Genomic DNA, 17,809 nt, shown 5'->3' with positions numbered 1-17,809 from the left:
GCCCGGCGCTCACTCGGCAGGCTGCCGTACGGCCAGGGCCGACCGCTTGTAGGAGTAGCCGAAGTAGATCACGCACCCGATCACGAACCACACGGCGAACCGCACCCAGGTCTGCCACTGCAGGAACGTGATCAGCCAGATCGAGAAGACGACACCCAGCGCGGGCACGACCGGCATCCACGGTGTACGGAAGGTGCGCGGCAGGTCCGGCTGCCGGTAGCGCAGCACGATCACCGCCGCGCACACCACCACGAACGCCAGCAGGATGCCGATGTTGGTCAGCTCGGCCGCCGAGCCGATCGGGACGAAGCCGGCGATGAGGGCCGACGCCACGCCGACGATCCAGGTCACCCGGGTCGGCACGTGCCGGGTCGGGTGCGTCTTCGCGAACCACCGGGGCAGCAGGCCGTCACGGGACATGGAGAACCAGACCCGGGTCACGCCCAGCATGAACGTGAACATCACGGTGAGGATGCCGATGATGGCGCCCACCGCGATCACGTCCGCGAGGCGGGTGAGGCCCACCGACTTGAACGCGGTCGAGAAGCCGCTCTTCGGGTCGATGTGCCTGTAGTTCTGCATGCCGGTCAGCACCAGACAGGCCGCCACGTACAGCACCATCGAGATCGCCAGCGAGTAGATGATCGCCTTCGGCATGTGCCGCTGCGCGTCCTTGGACTCCTCGGCCGCCGTGGACATGGCGTCGTAGCCGAACACCGCGAAGAACACGGTCGCCGCGCCCGTGAACGCGCCGCTGATGCCGAACGGGAAGAACGGGTGGTAGTTCGCGGAGTCGATGTGGAACACGCCCACGCCGATCACCAGCAGCACCACCAGCACCTTCAGTGCGACCACGAACGTCTCGAAGCGGGCCGCGCTGCGGATGCCCAGGTTCAGCAGCCAGGCGATCAGCAGGCACAGCACCGCCGCGAACAGGTCGACCCGGTGGCCGTGCCCGGTGCCGGGCGCGCCCAGCATCCAGTGCGGCAGGTTGGCGCCCATCTCCTCGACGAGGAAGTTGAAATAGCCCGAGATGCCGATCGCGACCACCGCCACGATCGCCGTGTACTCCAGCAGCAGGTCCCAGCCGATGAACCAGCCCGCGAACTCGCCGAGCACCGCGTAGCCGTACGTGTACGCCGACCCGGCCTTCGGGATCAGTCCGGCGAACTCGGCGTACGACAGTGCCGCGCACGCGCTCGCGACACCGGCGATGAGGAACGACACCAGCACCGCGGGCCCGGCCGTGCCGTTGGCGACCGTGCCGGCCAGCGTGAAGATGCCCGCTCCGATGATGCCGCCCACGCCGATCGCGGTGAGCTGCGCCAGCCCGAGCGACCGGTCCAGCCGGGGGCCCTCGGCGACCTCGGTCTCCTCGATGTGCTCGATGGGTTTGCGGCGGAGAATTCCTTCACCCATTCGGAGCCTGGCCATGTGCCTCACCTCTTCGCCGAAAGCAAACGGCTGACGGCGGATCATGATGGCTCAGGCGTGTCCCGTACGGAAGACGCCACGCACGGCCCGGGCCGGGGTCCAGGTACGGGACGAGGGGCGGGCCGGCGGCCGGGTGGCGAGGCCCGGGCGCGTGTTGGCCGCGGCCCGGACCAGGCAGTGCGGATACACCGGCGTGGGGTCGGTGAGCGGGATGCGCCGCAGCTCGTGTCCGGCGGGCCGGACGAGCCGGGTGTCCTCGCCGACGAAGGTGGCGAGCGTGGCGGAGTCCGCGACCGTGTCGAGCAGCGGCTCGATGCCGAAGTCCGGGCCCCGGCCCGCTCGGCTTCGAGCCCTGGCAGTACGGCCTCGCCTTCGCCGTGCCCTGCCTCGGCGGACTGCTCGGCTCCCAGCCGGCCCGCCCGCCGCCCGCTGCAGCCGCCGCCGCGTCTGCTGATCACCGGGGTGCTGCGCGCGATCCGGCCGGTCGGGTTCGCCTTCGTCGGCCCCGGTCTGCCCGGCCTGCTTCTGGTGCTGGCGGTCGAGGTGGGCCTGATCACCTGCGCGGGCGCGTTCAGCCCCGTCCTCGCCGCCGAGCGCCTGGAACCGACCCCGGCCGACCGGGTGGCCCGTACCCTCGCCGCAAGGTCGGTCACCAGCAAGGTCCCGACCGCCGCCGTGACCGCCCTGTGGAGCCTGCTCGCCGCCCTCGTGGGCGCGCGTACGGCGGTCGCGTGGCCGGAGTCCTGCTCCTCGCCACCGCGCCGCTGCTGTGGCGCCCTACGGTACGACCGTCACCGGCCAGCGCCCCGCCTTCACCAGCCGCACCGCCACCGAGCCGATGATCCGGTGGCCCGCCTGCTCCGAGGCGCCCACGACCACCGCGTCCGCCTTGAGTTCGTCGGCCGCCTTCACCAGGCCGTTGTAGGGGTCGCCGCGGAAGGTGTGGAACTCCCAGCGCACCTCGAATATCCCCTTGACCCGCTCGGCAGCCTCCCGGATCTGAGTGATCAGGTCCTCGGCGATCTCGTCGGTCGTCTCCGCCACGGGCGCCCCGAACGCCGCCCCGGCCGCCATCACCGGCTGCACGTACACCACGGCCAGCAGCGCGTGCTGCCGCCGGGCGAGCCCACCCGCGTACGCGGCGGCACGCAGCGAGGAATCGGACCCGTCCACCCCGACCAGGATGACCTTCGGCCCGTCCGTACCCCGCTCGAACTGATGCGACTGCGAGTGCTGCTCGTGCTGTTCCGTCACGACCTGAGGCTATCGGAACCCCAGCCTCCGGCCCATGATCAGCCCCGTCCAACCGGCGCCGACCGGGGCCCGGCATCCGGGGGAGCCGGTGGATTCGGAAGCCGTGGCGTGCCGTGCCATGCCGTGCCCTGCGGTGCGGCGCCGTTCGACGGGCGAGGCGTGCGGGGGCTTCCTAGAGTCAGAACCATGACTGCCACCGCGGAGCCGGCCGTACCCCGGGATGCCGCCGGGCCGATACGCCCGCCCGCCGGAGGGCGGCTCGGCTGGGTGCCGGAGGTCTTTGCGACCTTCTTCGCCGCGCTCGGCCTGCTGTGCGCCCTGCTCGCGTTCTTCGCCCCGCTGCGCCGGGCACTGCGCCCCGTGGTCCGCGCCCTCGACGAGCTCCTCGTCCCCATCAGCGCCAACCTCGCGTACGCCGTCTTCCTGTTCCTGCTGGCCGGAGCCATCGCAGCCCGCAAGAAGGTCGCCTGGTGGCTGGTCGTCGTGTACTTGGGCCTGCTCGTTCTCACCAACGCCCTCGGCGTCTCCGTCGGCCTGTACGCCGAGTCGCTGGCCTCGCTCGTGCTGTGCACCCTGCTGCTGGTCCTGCTGGTGGTGGCCCGCCGCGAGTTCTACGCCGCCTCCCGCCGCGGCGCCCTGTGGCGTGCCCTGGCCGTCCTGGCCGGCGGTCTCGTCGTCGCGATCCTGCTCGGCTGGGGCCTGGTCACGCTGTTCCCGGGCACCCTGACCGAGAGCCAGCACCTGGCCTGGGCCGCCGACCGGGTCTGCGGCGGACTCGTCTCCAACAGCTCCTTCGACGGGCGCCCGCCCCGCCGCGTCACCTTCGTGCTCGGCCTGCTCGGCGCCCTCGCCCTGCTCAACGCCGCCGCCGCGCTGTTCCGTTCCCAGCGCTTGGAAGCCGCCCTGCACGGCGACGAGGAGGCCCGCATCCGCGCCCTGCTCAGGGCGTACGGCGAGCGGGACTCGCTCGGCTACTTCGCCACCCGGCGCGACAAGGCCGTCGTCTTCTCGGCCAGCGGCAAGGCCGCCGTCACCTACCGCGTCGAGGCCGGCGTGTGCCTGGCCAGCGGCGACCCCGTCGGCGATCCGGAGGCCTGGCCGCACGCCATCGCCGTCTGGCTGGACCTGGCACGCCGCCACGCCTGGGCGCCCGCGGTGATGGGAGCCTCCGAGGACGGCGCCCGCGCCTACGCCCGCGCCGGACTCGGCGCCCTGCAACTCGGTGACGAGGCGATCCTGCACGTCCCCGGGTTCGACCTGAACGGCCGGGACATGCGCGTCACCCGGCAGGCCGTGCACCGGGTCGCCCGTACCGGCGCCACCTGCCGCATCCGCCGACACGCGCAGCTCAGCGACCGCGAGATGGAAGAGATCGTCGACAAGGCCGACGCCTGGCGCGACACCGAGACCGAACGCGGCTTCTCCATGGCCCTGGACCGGCTCGGCGACCCCGCCGACGGCGACTGCCTGCTCGTGGAGGCCCTCAGCGAGGACGGCACGCTCCTCGCCCTGCTCTCCTTCGTGCCCTGGGGCACCGACGGCGTCTCCCTGGACCTGATGCGCCGTGACCGCGCCGCCCCCAACGGCGTGATGGAGTTCATGGTCTGCGAAGTGTGCGCCGCCGCGCCCAAGCTGGGCGTGCGCCGGATCTCGCTGAACTTCGCCGTCTTCCGGTCCGTCTTCGAGGAGGGCGCCCGCATCGGCGCCGGACCGGTCCTCAGGCTCTGGCGCCGCCTGCTGCTGTTCTTCTCCCGCTGGTGGCAACTGGAGGCCCTGTACCGCTCGAACGCCAAGTACCAGCCCGAGTGGTACCCGCGCTTCATCTGCTACGGCGAGCCCGCCTCCCTCGCCCGCATCGGCGTCGCCTCCGGCATCGCCGAGGGCTTCGTGTCCGTACCCTCACTGCGCAAACTCTGGGGAAAGGGGCACCCGAAGCCCGGACAGCAGCCCGCCACCACGCAGGGCCTGCCGTCCTTGGCGGCACTCGGCCTCGAAGGAGGGGAGGAGGCCGGCCCCGCCGTCCCGGGCGCGGACCTGCCCGACCAGTTCCGCGTCCGGCACCGCAGACTCGACCGGCTGCGCGCCGCCGGCACCGATCCGTACCCGGTGGGCGTGCCCGCCCCCACCCACGCCCTCGCCGCAGTCCCGCAGGGCCAGGACGTCACCGTGTCCGGCCGGATCATGCTGGTCCGCGACTTCGGCGGCATCGTCTTCGCCCTGCTGCGCGACTGGTCCGGCGACCACCAGATCGCCCTCACACGCGACGGATCGGGGCCCGCGCTCGACCGGTTCACCGCCGACACCGACATCGGCGACCACATCACCGCCACCGGCCGCGCGGGCCTGAGCGACAAGGGCGAACCCACCGTCTTCATCACCTCCTGGCAGCTCACCGGCAAGTGCCTGCGCCCGCTGCCCGACAAGCGCCGCGGCCTGACCGACCCCGAGGTCAAGGTCCGCCGCCGCTACCTCGACCTGGTCACCAGCCCCGACGCCCGCGCCGTCGTCCGCATCCGCTCCACCGCCGTACAGGCCCTGCGCCAGGGGCTGCTGGACCGCGGCTACCTGGAGGTCGAGACCCCGATGCTCCAGCAGATCCACGGCGGCGCCAACGCACGGCCCTTCACCACCCACATCAACGCCTACGACCTCGACCTGTACCTGCGCATCGCCCCCGAGCTGTACCTGAAGCGGCTGTGCGTCGGCGGCCTGGAGAAGGTCTTCGAAATGGGCCGCACCTTCCGCAACGAGGGCGTCTCCTACAAGCACAACCCCGAGTTCACGATGCTGGAGGCCTACGAGGCGCACGCCGACTACACCGTGATGCTCGACCTGACCCGTGACCTGATCCAGGGCGCCGCGACCGCCGCGTTCGGCAACCCGGTCGCCCACAAGGACGGCAGGGAGTACGACATCTCCGGCCAGTGGCCGGTGCGGACGGTCCACGGCGCGATCTCCGAGGCCCTGGGGGAGGAGATCGGCCCCGGCACCGAGCTCCTGCGGCTGCACCGCCTGTGCGACCGGGCGGGCGTGCCGTACACCCCCGACGACACGCCCGGCGACGTCGTCCTGGAGATGTACGAGCGCCTGGTCGAGGAGCGCACCGAACAGCCCACCTTCTACAAGGACTTCCCGACCGAGGTCTCCCCGCTGACCCGGCAGCACCGCACCGACCCGCGGCTCGCCGAACGCTGGGACCTCGTCGCCTTCGGCACCGAACTCGGCACCGCCTACTCCGAGCTGACCGACCCCGTCGAACAGCGCCGCCGCCTCACCCGACAGTCGCTGCTGGCCGCGGGCGGCGACCCCGAGGCCATGGAACTGGACGAGGACTTCCTCGACGCCCTCGAATACGCGATGCCCCCGACCGGCGGACTCGGCATCGGCGTCGACCGCACGGTCATGTTCCTCACCGGCCTGACGATCCGCGAGACCCTGCCCTTCCCGCTGGTCCGCCGCCGCTGAAGCCTTCGCGCAGTGGTGCGTGCGCGCCCGATCGGGTGCATTCCTGCCGCCGCACCGGTGTTGTTGTGGTGGGTCGGGGTCCCGCCGGGCGACTGATGGGTCATGCAGAAGGATCACTTGTTCACGCGCCGCCGCATGCTGCTGGCCGGGGCCGCCGCGCTGGCGGGCACCGGGACCGCCGGAGTCCTCATGGCGGGCGGCGGCGAGGAGACCGCCCGCAGCGTCCCGCCCGCCGCCGGACCGCAGGCCCGCCAGGCGCTCAAGTCCTCCGCCTTCCGGCTCCAGCCCCTGACCGGATACGGCCCGCCGAGCGCCGCACCACGCCGGCTCAAGGTGCGCAAGGAACCCATCCTGGAGATCTCCGGACGCGGCCGGCACATGATGCTGACCTTCGACGACGGCCCCAACCCGGACTACACCCCGCACATCCTGAACACCCTCGCCAAGTACGACGTACGGGCGATGTTCTTCGTGTGCGGCGAGTGCGTCGTCGACAACAAGAAACTGGTGGCCCGGATGGCCGATGAGGGCCATGTCGTCGGCAACCACACCTGGACGCATCCGCTGCTGACCACCCTCAACCGCCGGCAGATCCGCTCCGAGATGGCGCGGACCAGCGATGCCATCGAGGACGCCTACGGGGAGCGGCCCCAGTGGTTCCGCGCCCCCTACGGCGCCTGGAACCGCGCCGCCTTCCAACTGGGCGCCGAGATGGGCATGGAGCCGATGGCGTGGACCATCGACAGCACCGACTGGATGGAGCCCGGCACGAACACCATCGTCCACCGGGTGGAGAGCGGCGCCGCCCCCGGTGTCGTCGTGCTCTCCCACGATGCCGGGGGCGACCGCTCGCAGAGCGTCAAGGCGATCCGCGAGTACCTGCCGTACCTGATCGACTCCGGCTATCACCTCACCGTGCCGCGCAGACGCCCGACCTGAGCGGCCCGCACGGGTGCGCCGCCCGCCCGGCCGCGGAATTCAGCCGATTGCGACCAGGCGGGCGAAGACGACGACATTGCCGTCGTAGCCGTTCTGTTTCGAGAAACCGCCGCCGCAGGTGATGACCCGCAGTTCCGGTGTGCCCTTCGAGCCGTACACGCGGTCGCCGGGGAAATTGCTCTTCGAGAAGACCTCGACTCCGTAGACCTCGAACACCGCGGCCTTTGCGTCCTTGCGCACGACCTCGATCCGGTTTCCCTTCTTCAGGGACCCGAGGCCGTAGAACACGGCCGGGCCCTGTTCGTTGTCGACATGGCCGACGACGACCGCGGTGCCTTTTTCGCCGGGGGAGACCGCGCCGGTGAACCAGCCCGCCAGATTCGGGTACTCCGGCGGCGGCGCGCCCACCCAGCCGTCCGAGGCCAGGCCGACGGGCACGACCGGCGCGTCGACCTGGATCGCGGGGATCCGGACCCGGTCGGCCACGGAGAACGGCAGCGGGGCGGGGGCCGCGGAGAAGGTGCCCGGGGCGACGCGGGTGTCCGGGGCCGCCGCCGACGCGGGCTGCGGCGGGCCGACGTCGAACTCCCCCGAACCATTCCGAATGAGCGCCAGGCCGGTCAGCAGAACAAGCGCTATGACGCCCCACGGGGCACGCTTTCTCCGCCGTTCCTCCTCTTCGGCAAACTCGGACAGCTCGGACGCCAGCATTCTTCACCCCTCTCGACGCGGCCGTCGCCACGTCCGTCGCGATGGGAGAACGCTAAGTCCCGCGCGCGCGACGGGCGACGGGGCGGGGGGCGAACGGGTGGCCCGTCGCCCTCCGGGTGCGCCATCCGAGTTGCCGTTCCCAGGAATTTTCTGACGGTCCGTGACCTGCAACAATATCTGATTGTGTGGTTTTCGCTCGGCGTGTTGCCTCACCAGAACGGACCATTCTCGAAATGCGGGCGTGTTCGGGGAGTCTAAGGGTCTTCCCGGGAGGCGTTTTCTCGCCGATCGACCGGGAACGGGACCCGGGGCGCCTCCCGCGGAGGATCACATGCGAAACCAACGTGCCCTGGCGGCAGCGTGCGCAGCGCTCGCCGTGCTCGGGTTCGCCGCCCCTGTGGCCGTCGCGGACGGCATGGGCAACGGGGGCGGCTCGTCCAACGACACAGGGGTCAACGTCGGCTCGGGCACCGGCAACGGCCTCGGCGGCCTCAACGGCACCGGCCACTTCGACGGCCACTTCAACAACAACGGCAACGGCAGTCTCAGCAGCAACGGCCGGGACACCTTGGGCAGAGGGGAGGACTTCGGCCGGGGTGAGGACCCCGAGGACGAGGACGAGGACTTCGGCAGGGGCGATGAGTTCGGGCGGGGTGGCGACTTCGGCGCCCGGGGCGACGGCGGCCTGCGCAACATCGTCTCGGAGCCCCGCGTGATCGCCGCCGGCGGCCGGCTCTTGGCCACCGTCGACGGCTGCCGGGGCGGCGTCATGTCCTCCCGCGCCTTCCGCACCACCTCGCTGACCCCGCTCCGCAACGACGTCTCGCGGGGCGCCGTCACCATCGACCCCGGCACCCGTCCCGGCCCGTACGACATCACGGTCGAGTGCAACGGCAGGAGGCTGACCCGTCCGGGTGCCTTCACCGTCCTCGGCGGTGTCAACGGCGGTTTCGGCGGCAGCGTCACCAGTGGCGCCACGCCGGCCGACACGGCGATCGGCGGCGGGCTCGTGGGCTCGGTCGTGATCGCGGGCGGCGTGTACTGGCTGGGCCGCCGGAACGAGAAGCGGATCTGACGCCCTGGACGGGCCCGCCGGCGAGCGCCGCGCACCTGAGCAGGCCTTCACCCCGGTCCCCCGCAGGGAGCCGGGGCGAAGACCTGCTCAGGCCCACCGGCCCCTGATCCGGGGGACTACCCCTTGATGTTCGGGAACAGGTTCAGGAACGGCTGCGCCGTCGCCGCGATGCCGCGGCTGTAGGGGGAGTCGAAGTCCCAGATGAGGAACAGCATGAAGGCGATGGTCGTGGAGAACAGCCCGGCCAGGATCAGCTCCCGCCGGGTGCGCTGGATCTGGAGCGCGAAGACCATGCCGATGGTGATGACGGCCCCGGTGACCAGTCCCCACCACACCACCGGCGGCATGGTCGGCCCCGTCGCGTCGGCGCGCGCGTTGCGCGCCTGGTCGGCGGAGGCCAGCTGGTCCAGCAGCGGCTGGTAGGCCTGCGCCTCGAAGTCGTTCTTCGGCTGGTAGTCCGTGACGTCGTGGCGCAGCTGCGCCAGCAGTTCGCCGCCGCGCGGGGTGACCCGCTCGTGGTCGGTCATCGACTTCCACTCGGTGGTCACGACGTGTCCGACGTAGGCGTTGACATCGGCCCGGATCAGGTCGCGGACGTCCGGCGGATAGACCCGGACCCGCTCGGAGATCTCGTGCAGCGCCTGGGCCTCGGCCTGCACATGGTCCTGGGCGGCGCTGCGGGCCTCCCACACGCCCGCGATGGCCAGCCCCAGGACGATGGCGTACACGACCCCGATCCACATCGTCATGTACTCGATGACGTCCGGGGTCTCGTCGGGATCCTCGCCCTCGGTCGCGGTCTTCTTCCGTACGAGGACGATGACGGCCACCACGGCACCCGCCCCCAGCATCGCGAGGACGAGAACAAGCCAATCCGACAACTGGTGCCTCCAGGGGTGAGCGCGTCAGCGCGGGCGCAGCGCCGCGACGGCGACGATTGCGGGAACGGTGATGAGCAGTACGTAGGTGACCGGTGAGGTGTGCCCGGGCGCCGGGTGGCTCGTCGGCCGGGGGTGGTACGCCGGGTAGCTCACCGGGGTCACCGAGGGCCGGGGGGTGGGCCTGGGCGTCGGCCTCGGCTTCGGCCGCGGCTTCGGCTCGGGAGCCGGAGGCGGCGTGGGCGTCGGCCGGGGCGCGGGCGGGGCCGGCACGGGCCGGACGGGCGGCTTCGGCCGCGGCTTCGGCGCGGGTTCGGGCGTCGGCGTCGGCTTCGGCGGGGGAGGCGGAGGTGGCGGGGGCGGGGGCGGGGGCGTCGGCGTAGGTGTGGGCGTCGGCGGGCACGGCGGCGGGGGCGGCTTCGGGCACGGCGGATCGGGCCAGTGGCCGTGGCCGTGGTGGTGGCCATGGTGATGACCGTGGCCGTGGCCGTGGCCGTCGTCGTGGCCGTGGCCGTGGCCGTCGTCGTGGTCGCCGGCGACGGCCACCGCCACCGTGCCGTCCGGGCCCGTCGAGGCGTACGCACAGGCGTCGGCCGAGGCGGTGCCGACCGGGCAGCCCACCAGCGTCCAGGTCAGCGTCACCAGGGCCAACACCCTTGCGGCGGGCGCGCATCGGGTCACTTCGGGTCCATGCACGACGAGAGCATGGGGCGCCGGGCGCGGTCCCATTCCTCCCATACCCAGGTATTGATCCGAACGAGGGACACAGCGCCATGAAAGGTTTGAAGGACGGAAGATCCCCATCAGGGGTGAAGAGTCCGGCTGTTACGGGTTCCGGCTCGGATTCCGGAAAGAAATTCCCGTCCCCGTTGAACGCCCGGGACCCCGCGGCCCGTACCCATGGCCGTGCGGCGGCACCGGAAGACGCTGCAACATCCAGGCGATGATGGGGAGTTGACGATGAATACCTCCTGGCGGACCGCCTCACTGGTGGCCACGGCCGCCGCGCTGATGGCATTGACGACGGCGTGCGGCAAGGACAACACCGCCACCCCGGCCTCGGCGGCCCAGAACGTCGGGGCCACGGCTGCGGCGGGCGACTACGGCAGCCCGGGCGCCGCAGCCGGCGCGGGCAACGGCTACGGCGCCGACGGCAGCCAGAGTTCCGCCTCACCGTCCCCGGCCGCGCCCGCGGGCAAGCTGACCGTGGCCGCCAACCCCGATCTGGGCAGCGTGCTGACCGACGGCTCCGGCCTCACCCTGTACCGCTTCGACAAGGACACCGCGAACCCGCCCAAGTCGAACTGCTCCGGCGACTGTGCCACCACCTGGCCGCCGGTGCCCGCCGGCGACGCCACCGCCGGCGCAGGCGTCGACAAGGCGCTGCTCGGCGAGGTCACCCGCGCCGACGGCACCAAGCAGCTCACCATCGGCGGCTGGCCCGCCTACCGGTACGCCAAGGACGTCAACGCCGGCGACGTCAACGGGCAGGGCGTGGGCGGCACATGGTTCGCGCTCGCCCCCAACGGCAAGAAGGCGTCCGTGAACGCCCTGCCCGGCCTGTCCGTCCACAAGGACCCCAAGCTCGGCGACATCATCGTCGACAGGCACGGCATGACGGTCTACCGCTTCCTGAAGGACAAGGCCTGGCCCGAGCCCGTCTCGAACTGCACTGGAGCCTGCCTGGAGAAGTGGCCCGCCGTCGCCCCGGTCAAGGCGGGCGACACCGAAGGCGTGAAGAAGAAGGGCCTGATGGGCTTCACCCGGCCCGACGGGGTCCGGCAGATGACCGTCAACTGCTGGCCCGTCTACACCTTCTCCGGTGACAAGGCGCCGGGAGACACCAACGGTCAGGGCGTGGGCGGCACTTGGTACGCCGTCTCGCCCGACGGAAAGCCGGTGGGCGCGCCGGCCGCATAGATCACCTCCCCAGGTCGATCACCCGCCCGACCTGCGCGCCACCGAAGGTCCGCCCCCTCCGCACCGCCCGGAGGGGGCGGACCGTTGCATGTCCGGCAGCCGTTACGCAGCGGGGTCATACGGACACTTGCCCCAGGTGGTGACCGGGAACGGACGGTCAATTTCCGGTTCAGGTCGCTCCTTTGGCGGGCGATCAGTAGCCTCAGCTCGAACACCGGATCGCCTGTCCCTGTCGCCTACGCCTTGGAGCAGTACATGGAACGTCCCGCCTGGGCCCCACGCAGCATCGACATCACCGTGCCGAGCGTGTCGCGCATCTACGACTACTACCTGGGCGGTTCGCACAACTTCGAGGTCGACCGGGAGGCGGCCCGCAAGGCGATGGAGTTCATGCCGGGCCTGCCGAAGGTCATGCAGGCGAACCGGGCGTTCATGCGCCGGGCCGTGCGCTTCGCGGCGGCCGAGGGCATCACCCAGTTCCTCGACATCGGCTCCGGCATCCCGACCTTCGGCAACGTCCACGAGATCGCCCAGGGCGCCACACCCGGCGCCCGGGTGGTGTACGTGGACCACGACCCGGTCGCCGTCGCGCACAGCCAGTCGGTGCTGGAGGGCAATACGGACGCGGACGTGATCGCGGCGGATCTGCGCAAGCCCCAGGAGATCCTCTCCAGCCCCCAGCTCGAGCGCCTCATCGACCTGAATCGGCCAGTGGCCCTCCTGCTCGTTGCCATACTGCACTTCGTGGAAGACACGGACGACCCTTATGGTGCGGTTGCGGAGCTGCGCGCGGCGCTCGCGCCCGGCAGCCTGCTGATCCTCACCCATGCCTCGTACGAGGGAATCCCGTTGCCTCCCGAGCGGGCCGAGGGCGCGGTGGACGTATACAGGGACATTCGCAACCCGCTGATCATGCGCTCGCGCGACGAGATCGCGCGGTTCTTCGAGGGGTACGACATGGTGGAACCCGGACTGGTGCCGATGCCGCTCTGGCGCCCGGACTCGGCGCCGGAGGACGAGGATCCGTACGCCTACTCCGGATTCGCCGGTGTGGGGCGTCCGGCGTGAACGCGGAACCGGACGGGCCGGAGGACAGACTGCGGCGGCTGACGACGATCTGGAGCCGGGCGGTCTTCCCGGTCACCTCGACGTCACTCACGCGGGCGGAGTTCGAGGAGCAACTCCTGCCGCTCGCCCGCCGCCTGAGCCACCTCCTGCGGGCCCGCAGCTTCGCCGCCGAGGACGCCAAGGCCGTCGGCGCCGCCCTGGTCGGCGCGCACTGCACCGACCCCGAGGCCCTCGCCCGCACCCTGGACTGCATCGACGCCTACCTGGTGCTCTACTGCGGCGAGGACGGCCCCCAGGACGAACTGCGCATGCGTTCCTCGCGGTTGCAGCACGCGATGGCCGCCGGCTACGCGCAGGCGCTGCGTGAGCGCACCCTGGCCGAGCAAGAGGCCATCGCCCAGGCCGCGTTGCAGGCCCAGGGCGTGGTGGCGCAGGCGCTGCACGCGAGCGAGGCCCGCTTCCGCGCGGTCTTCGAGGGCGCCGCCATAGGGATCGGCATCGCCGACCTCGACGGCAACGTGCTCCAGGTCAACGACGCCCTGCTGCGCATGTTCGGGCTCTCCGAGCAGGCCATCCGGCTCCGCCGGGTGCTGGACTGGACCCACCCCGAGGACGCGCCGCAGACCTGGCGGCTCTACGACGAGCTGGTCCGCGGCGAGCGCGAGCACTACCACGTGGAGAAGGCCTTCAACCGGCCCGACGGCACGGTCCTGTGGACCAACCTGACCGTCTCCCTGCTGCGTGACGCCGACGGCGAGCCGCAGTACCAGCTCGCCCTCATGGAGGACACCACCGAGCGCCGGCTGCTCAACCTCCGGCTGCGCTACGAGGCCACGCACGACGCGCTCACCGGCCTGCCCAACCGCACCCTGTTCTTCGAGCGGCTGGAGAAGGCCCTGAACGCGGGCGAGGGCCAGCGCTTCGGCCTGTGCTACCTGGACCTGGACGGGTTCAAGACCGTCAACGACAGCCTCGGCCACGCGGCCGGCGACCGGCTGCTGGTGGAGGTCGCTGACCGGCTCCAGTCCTGCGCCACCGCCCCGGGCGAGATGGTCGCCCGGCTCGGGGGCGACGAGTTCGTGGCGCTGACCGTCGGCCCCGACACCGAGCGCGAGGTCGACGAGCTCGCCGAACGCATCATGCACGCGCTCGTCACGCCGATCAGCATCGACGGCCGTGACCTCCTGGTGCGGGGCAGCCTCGGCATCGTCGAGGGCCCGGCCGGCGAGCGCACCGCGGCCGAGGTGCTGCGCAGCGCCGACATCACCATGTACCGGGCCAAGTCGGCGGGCGGCAACCGCTCGGAACTCGCCGACCCCGAGGCCGACGCCCGCGCCATCACCCGGCACGGCCTGACCACGGCGCTGCCGACGGCCCTGGAACGCGGCGAGTTCTTCATCGAGTACCAGCCCCTGGTCCACCTCGGCGACGGCAGCGTGCGTGGCGCCGAGGCCCTGGTGCGCTGGCTGCACCCGCAGCACGGCGTCCTCGGCCCCGACCGCTTCATCCCGCTCGCCGAGCACACGGGGCTGATCGTTCCGCTGGGCCGCTGGGTCCTGGAGGAGTCCGTCCGGCAGGCCCGCGAGTGGCGCGAGCGTCACGGCGCCCCGGCGAACGCGGGCCCGCTGCGCATCAACGTCAACCTGTCGCCCTGCCAGCTCTCCCACCCCGGCCTGGTCCAGGACACGGTGGACATCCTCGAACGCACCGGCGTCACCCCGGACTCGCTGTGCCTGGAGGTCACCGAGTCCGCGCTGATCGGTGCCGACGACGATCTCCTCAAACCCCTGCGCCGGCTTGCCGAGATGGGCGTCGACATCGCCCTGGACGACTTCGGCACGGGCTACTCCAACCTCGCCAACCTGCGCCGACTCCCGGTGAGCATCCTCAAGCTGGACCGCTCCTTCACCCGGGGCATGCAGCAGTTCCCGGCGAACCCCGTCGACCTGAAGATCGTCGAAGGGATCGTCACCCTGGCCCACAGCCTGGACCTCGCGGTGACCGTGGAGGGCGTGGAAACCGGCGCCCAGGCCGAGCAGTTGCGGATACTGGGCTGCGACACGGCCCAGGGCTGGTATTACGCGCGTCCGGGCCCGCCCGAGCGGCTGCACGAGCTGGCGCTGGTGGACGCGACGGGCTGAACCCCGATCCCTCGTGGAGCGCCGCGGTCCGGCCGCGGCCAGGGGCGACTTCAGCGTTCCAGCAGCATCCGCTGCAACTCACGGGCCGCCCGCGGCGGAGCCACGTCGCTGCGGTGTGCCAGCGCGATGGTCCGGTGCAGTCCCGGCCGGGCCAGCGGTGTCACCCTGAGCCCGCGCCCGGACCGGGTGGCGACCATCCGCGGCACGACGGCCACCCCCAGCCCGGCCCGTACGAACTCCAGCACCGCGTCCATCTCGCCGCCCTCCACCGCGAACTCCGGCTCGAACCCGGCCGAGCGGCACGCGGCGACGGTCAGCTCGCGCAGGTCGTACCCGTGCCGGAACATCACCAGCCGCGCACCCTCCAGCTCGGCGATGCCGATCGCGCGTCCGCTGCGGCCCGGCGCGGGCGCCTCCGGTGAGGACACCACCACGAGGTCCTCGCGCAGCAGCTCCACGGTGGTCAGCGCGGGCGCGGGCGAAGGCAGCGGGAGCACGATCAGGGCGAGGTCCAGGGCGCCGCGGGCCAGATGCCGGACGAGGTCGTGCGAGCCGCCCTCCTCGATCAGCAGCTGGATGCCCGGATAGCGGTCGTGGAAGGCGCGCAGGACGTCCGGCAGCAGACCGGTGCACAGACTCGGAGTGGCCCCCAGGCGGACCCGGCCGCTGCGCAGCTGCACCAGCTCCTGCACCTCGTGCCGGGCCGTGTCCGTGTCCGCGAGGATCCGCCGGGCCAGCGGCAGCAGCGCCTCGCCCGCGTCGGTGAGCGTGATGTTCCCGCGCGCCCGCAGGAACAGATCCGCGCCCAGCTCCCGCTCCAGCGCCTTGATCTGCTGGGACAGCGACGGCTGGGCGACATGGACCCGCTCGGCGGCCCGGGTGAAGTGCCGGGTCTCGGCGACGGCCACGAAGTACTGAAGCTGCTGGAACTGCACCCACCCAGAATAGCCTGAGCCTATGGAAACAAGCTGAACCATGTCTTGGACCGATCGGGTTCCCGGGCTCTAGCTTCTCTGCCATGGCTCTTGCAACGCTGACGGACCGACGGCCGTCCATGGCGCGCACGATGTGGGGCAGCACCGTCGGCAAGAAGACGGTGATGGCCGTCAGCGGACTGATCATGCTGGCCTTTCTGGTCCTGCACATGATCGGAAACCTGAAGATCTACTTCGGGGCAGGCCGGTTCAACCACTACAGCCACTGGCTGCGCACCCTCGGCGACCCCTTCATGCACTACGGATGGACGCTCTGGCTCCTCCGGATCGTCCTGATCGTCGCCGTGATCGCGCACGGCGTCTCCGCTTACCAGCTCAGCCGCCGCGACATCAAGGCCCGGCCCAGCAAGTACGTGCACTCAAAGCGCCGGGCGACCTACGCGACGCGGACCATGCGCTGGGGCGGGATCATCCTCGGCCTGTACGTGATCTGGCACCTGCTGGACCTGACCACCGGCACCGTGCACCACGGCGGCTTCCAGGAGGGCCACCCCTACCAGAACGTTGTCGACACCTTCTCCACCTGGTACGGCAACGTGATCTACATCGTCGCGATGCTCGCGCTCGGCCTGCACATCCGGCACGGCTTCTGGAGTGCCGCCCAGACCCTCGGCGTCGGCAGCCGCACCCTCGACCGTGGCCTGAAGGCCACCGCCAACGTCCTCGCGCTGCTGCTCACGGCCGGCTTCATCGCCGTACCCGTGGGCGTCATGACCGGAGGGGTGAGCTGAAGATGACCTCCTACACCAACTACACGACCGGTGCGCCGGTGGCCGACGGCACAGCCCCCTCCGGGCCCGTCAACGAGCGCTGGGACAAGCGCCGTTTCGAGGCGAAGCTGGTCAACCCGGCCAACCGGCGCAAGCACACGGTGATCGTCGTCGGCACCGGCCTGGCCGGCGGCTCGGCCGGTGCGACGCTCGCCGAACAGGGCTACCACGTCGTCCAGTTCTGCTTCCAGGACTCCCCGCGCCGCGCCCACTCGATCGCCGCGCAGGGCGGTATCAACGCGGCGAAGAACTACCGCAACGACGGCGACTCCATCCACCGGCTCTTCTACGACACGGTCAAGGGCGGCGACTTCCGTGCCCGTGAGTCCAACGTGCACCGCCTGGCGCAGATCTCCGTCGAGATCATCGACCAGTGCGTGGCCCAGGGCGTGCCCTTCGCCCGTGAGTACGGCGGCCTGCTCGACACCCGCTCCTTCGGCGGTGTCCAGGTCTCCCGCACCTTCTATGCCCGCGGTCAGACGGGCCAGCAGCTCCTCCTCGGTGCCTACCAGGCGCTGTCCCGGCAGATTGCGGCCGGAAACGTGGAACTGCACCCGCGCACCGAGATGCTGGACCTGGTCGTCGTGGATGGCCGGGCCCGCGGCATCGTCGCCCGCGACCTGGTCACCGGCAGGGTCGACACGTATGTCGCGGACGCGGTGGTGCTGGCCTCCGGCGGCTACGGCAACGTCTTCTATCTGTCGACGAACGCGATGAACTCCAACGCGACCGCGATCTGGCGGGCGCACCGGCGGGGCGCCTGGTTCGCCAACCCCTGCTTCACGCAGATCCATCCGACCTGCATCCCGCGTACCGGCGACCACCAGTCGAAGCTGACGCTGATGAGTGAGTCGCTGCGCAACGACGGGCGTATCTGGGTGCCGAAGGCGAAGGGTGACACGCGTCCGGCGAACGAGATCCCCGAGGACGAGCGCGACTACTACCTGGAGCGCATCTACCCCTCCTTCGGCAACCTGGTCCCGCGCGACATCGCCTCCCGCGCCGCGAAGAACGTCTGCGACGAGGGCAGGGGAGTGGGCCCCGGCGGTCAGGGCGTCTACCTGGACTTCGCGGACGCCATCAAGCGGATGGGCCGGGGGGCCGTCGAGGCCAAGTACGGCAACCTCTTCGACATGTACCAGCGGATCACCGACGAGGA

The 17,809-nt window shown here is 71.3% G+C and carries 14 protein-coding genes and 1 pseudogene; 8 read left to right on the top strand and 7 right to left on the bottom strand.

The genetic code is table 11. From position 1 onward, the window contains the following. Window positions 1–9: 9 nt before the first annotated feature. The 3 genes and pseudogenes from ACWD3E_RS25925 to ACWD3E_RS25915 all read right to left on the bottom strand — a co-directional run bounded on the left by ACWD3E_RS25925 (window position 10) and on the right by ACWD3E_RS25915 (window position 2,688). Entirely contained in the window at window positions 10–1,434 is a 1,425-nt protein-coding gene (locus ACWD3E_RS25925) for an amino acid permease (protein ID WP_451389956.1), read from the bottom strand. 51 nt (window positions 1,435–1,485) lie between these two features. Beyond that, window positions 1,486–1,764 (bottom strand): annotated as a pseudogene (locus tag ACWD3E_RS25920) (LysR family transcriptional regulator); the annotation flags it as partial. Window positions 1,765–2,211: 447 nt separating this feature from the next. Beyond that, the gene (locus tag ACWD3E_RS25915; RefSeq protein WP_451389955.1) at window positions 2,212–2,688 is read right to left on the bottom strand and encodes a universal stress protein; all 477 of its coding nucleotides are present in this window, start codon (window positions 2,686–2,688) and stop codon (window positions 2,212–2,214) included. Window positions 2,689–2,874: 186 nt separating this feature from the next. On the opposite strand from ACWD3E_RS25915, the gene lysX reads away from it, so the two are divergent. Both lysX and ACWD3E_RS25905 read left to right on the top strand, forming a co-directional pair. Next, window positions 2,875–6,153, top strand: coding sequence for a bifunctional lysylphosphatidylglycerol synthetase/lysine--tRNA ligase LysX (gene lysX, locus ACWD3E_RS25910; RefSeq protein WP_451389954.1), 3,279 nt, complete (start codon window positions 2,875–2,877; stop codon window positions 6,151–6,153). Window positions 6,154–6,255: 102 nt separating this feature from the next. Beyond that, window positions 6,256–7,092: a polysaccharide deacetylase family protein gene (locus ACWD3E_RS25905; protein WP_451389953.1), complete on the top strand. Its 837-nt coding sequence runs from the start codon at window positions 6,256–6,258 to the stop codon at window positions 7,090–7,092. Between the two features lie 39 nt (window positions 7,093–7,131). Here ACWD3E_RS25905 and ACWD3E_RS25900 read toward each other — a convergent pair whose 3' ends face one another. Beyond that, window positions 7,132–7,803, bottom strand: coding sequence for a class F sortase (locus tag ACWD3E_RS25900; protein WP_451389952.1), 672 nt, complete (start codon window positions 7,801–7,803; stop codon window positions 7,132–7,134). Between the two features lie 331 nt (window positions 7,804–8,134). Here ACWD3E_RS25900 and ACWD3E_RS25895 point away from each other — a divergent pair, with 331 nt between their 5' ends. Then, on the top strand, window positions 8,135–8,878 hold the full coding sequence (locus ACWD3E_RS25895) for a hypothetical protein (protein ID WP_451389951.1): 744 nt from the start codon (window positions 8,135–8,137) through the stop codon (window positions 8,876–8,878). 116 nt (window positions 8,879–8,994) lie between these two features. Here the strand turns inward: ACWD3E_RS25895 and ACWD3E_RS25890 are convergent, their stop codons facing one another. Both ACWD3E_RS25890 and ACWD3E_RS25885 read right to left on the bottom strand, forming a co-directional pair. Continuing rightward, window positions 8,995–9,759, bottom strand: a complete 765-nt coding sequence (locus ACWD3E_RS25890; protein WP_451389950.1) for a bestrophin-like domain — start codon at window positions 9,757–9,759, stop codon at window positions 8,995–8,997. A gap of 24 nt (window positions 9,760–9,783) precedes the next feature. Then, entirely contained in the window at window positions 9,784–10,398 is a 615-nt protein-coding gene (locus ACWD3E_RS25885; protein WP_451389949.1) for a hypothetical protein, read from the bottom strand. Between the two features lie 318 nt (window positions 10,399–10,716). On the opposite strand from ACWD3E_RS25885, the gene ACWD3E_RS25880 reads away from it, so the two are divergent. The 3 genes from ACWD3E_RS25880 (at window position 10,717) to ACWD3E_RS25870 (ending at window position 14,885) form a co-directional block, all read left to right on the top strand. Beyond that, window positions 10,717–11,676, top strand: a complete 960-nt coding sequence (locus ACWD3E_RS25880) for an SCO0930 family lipoprotein (protein WP_451389948.1) — start codon at window positions 10,717–10,719, stop codon at window positions 11,674–11,676. A 255-nt stretch (window positions 11,677–11,931) separates the two neighbouring features. Beyond that, a complete protein-coding gene (locus tag ACWD3E_RS25875) occupies window positions 11,932–12,744 on the top strand; it encodes an SAM-dependent methyltransferase (protein WP_451389947.1) in 813 nt (270 codons plus the stop codon). Next, the gene (locus ACWD3E_RS25870; RefSeq protein ID WP_451389946.1) at window positions 12,741–14,885 is read left to right on the top strand and encodes a putative bifunctional diguanylate cyclase/phosphodiesterase; all 2,145 of its coding nucleotides are present in this window, start codon (window positions 12,741–12,743) and stop codon (window positions 14,883–14,885) included. Before ACWD3E_RS25875 ends, ACWD3E_RS25870 begins: the two co-directional genes overlap by 4 nt. 50 nt (window positions 14,886–14,935) lie before the next feature. On the opposite strand, the gene ACWD3E_RS25865 is transcribed toward ACWD3E_RS25870, so the two are convergent. Continuing rightward, window positions 14,936–15,820, bottom strand: coding sequence for a LysR family transcriptional regulator (locus tag ACWD3E_RS25865; RefSeq protein WP_451389945.1), 885 nt, complete (start codon window positions 15,818–15,820; stop codon window positions 14,936–14,938). A 119-nt stretch (window positions 15,821–15,939) separates the two neighbouring features. On the opposite strand from ACWD3E_RS25865, the gene ACWD3E_RS25860 reads away from it, so the two are divergent. Together ACWD3E_RS25860 and sdhA are read left to right on the top strand one after the other, a co-directional pair. Next, window positions 15,940–16,611, top strand: a complete 672-nt coding sequence (locus tag ACWD3E_RS25860) for a succinate dehydrogenase (protein WP_451390141.1) — start codon at window positions 15,940–15,942, stop codon at window positions 16,609–16,611. 2 nt (window positions 16,612–16,613) lie between these two features. Then, window positions 16,614–17,809, top strand: a 1,196-nt coding sequence (gene sdhA / locus ACWD3E_RS25855; protein WP_451389944.1) for a succinate dehydrogenase (quinone) flavoprotein subunit, incomplete at its 3' end; no start/stop codon positions are given.

The organism is Streptomyces sp. NPDC002676 (genome assembly GCF_053592455.1).
Note: the sequence above shows the minus strand (reverse complement) of the source record. Positions and strands in the feature narration are given on the sequence as shown.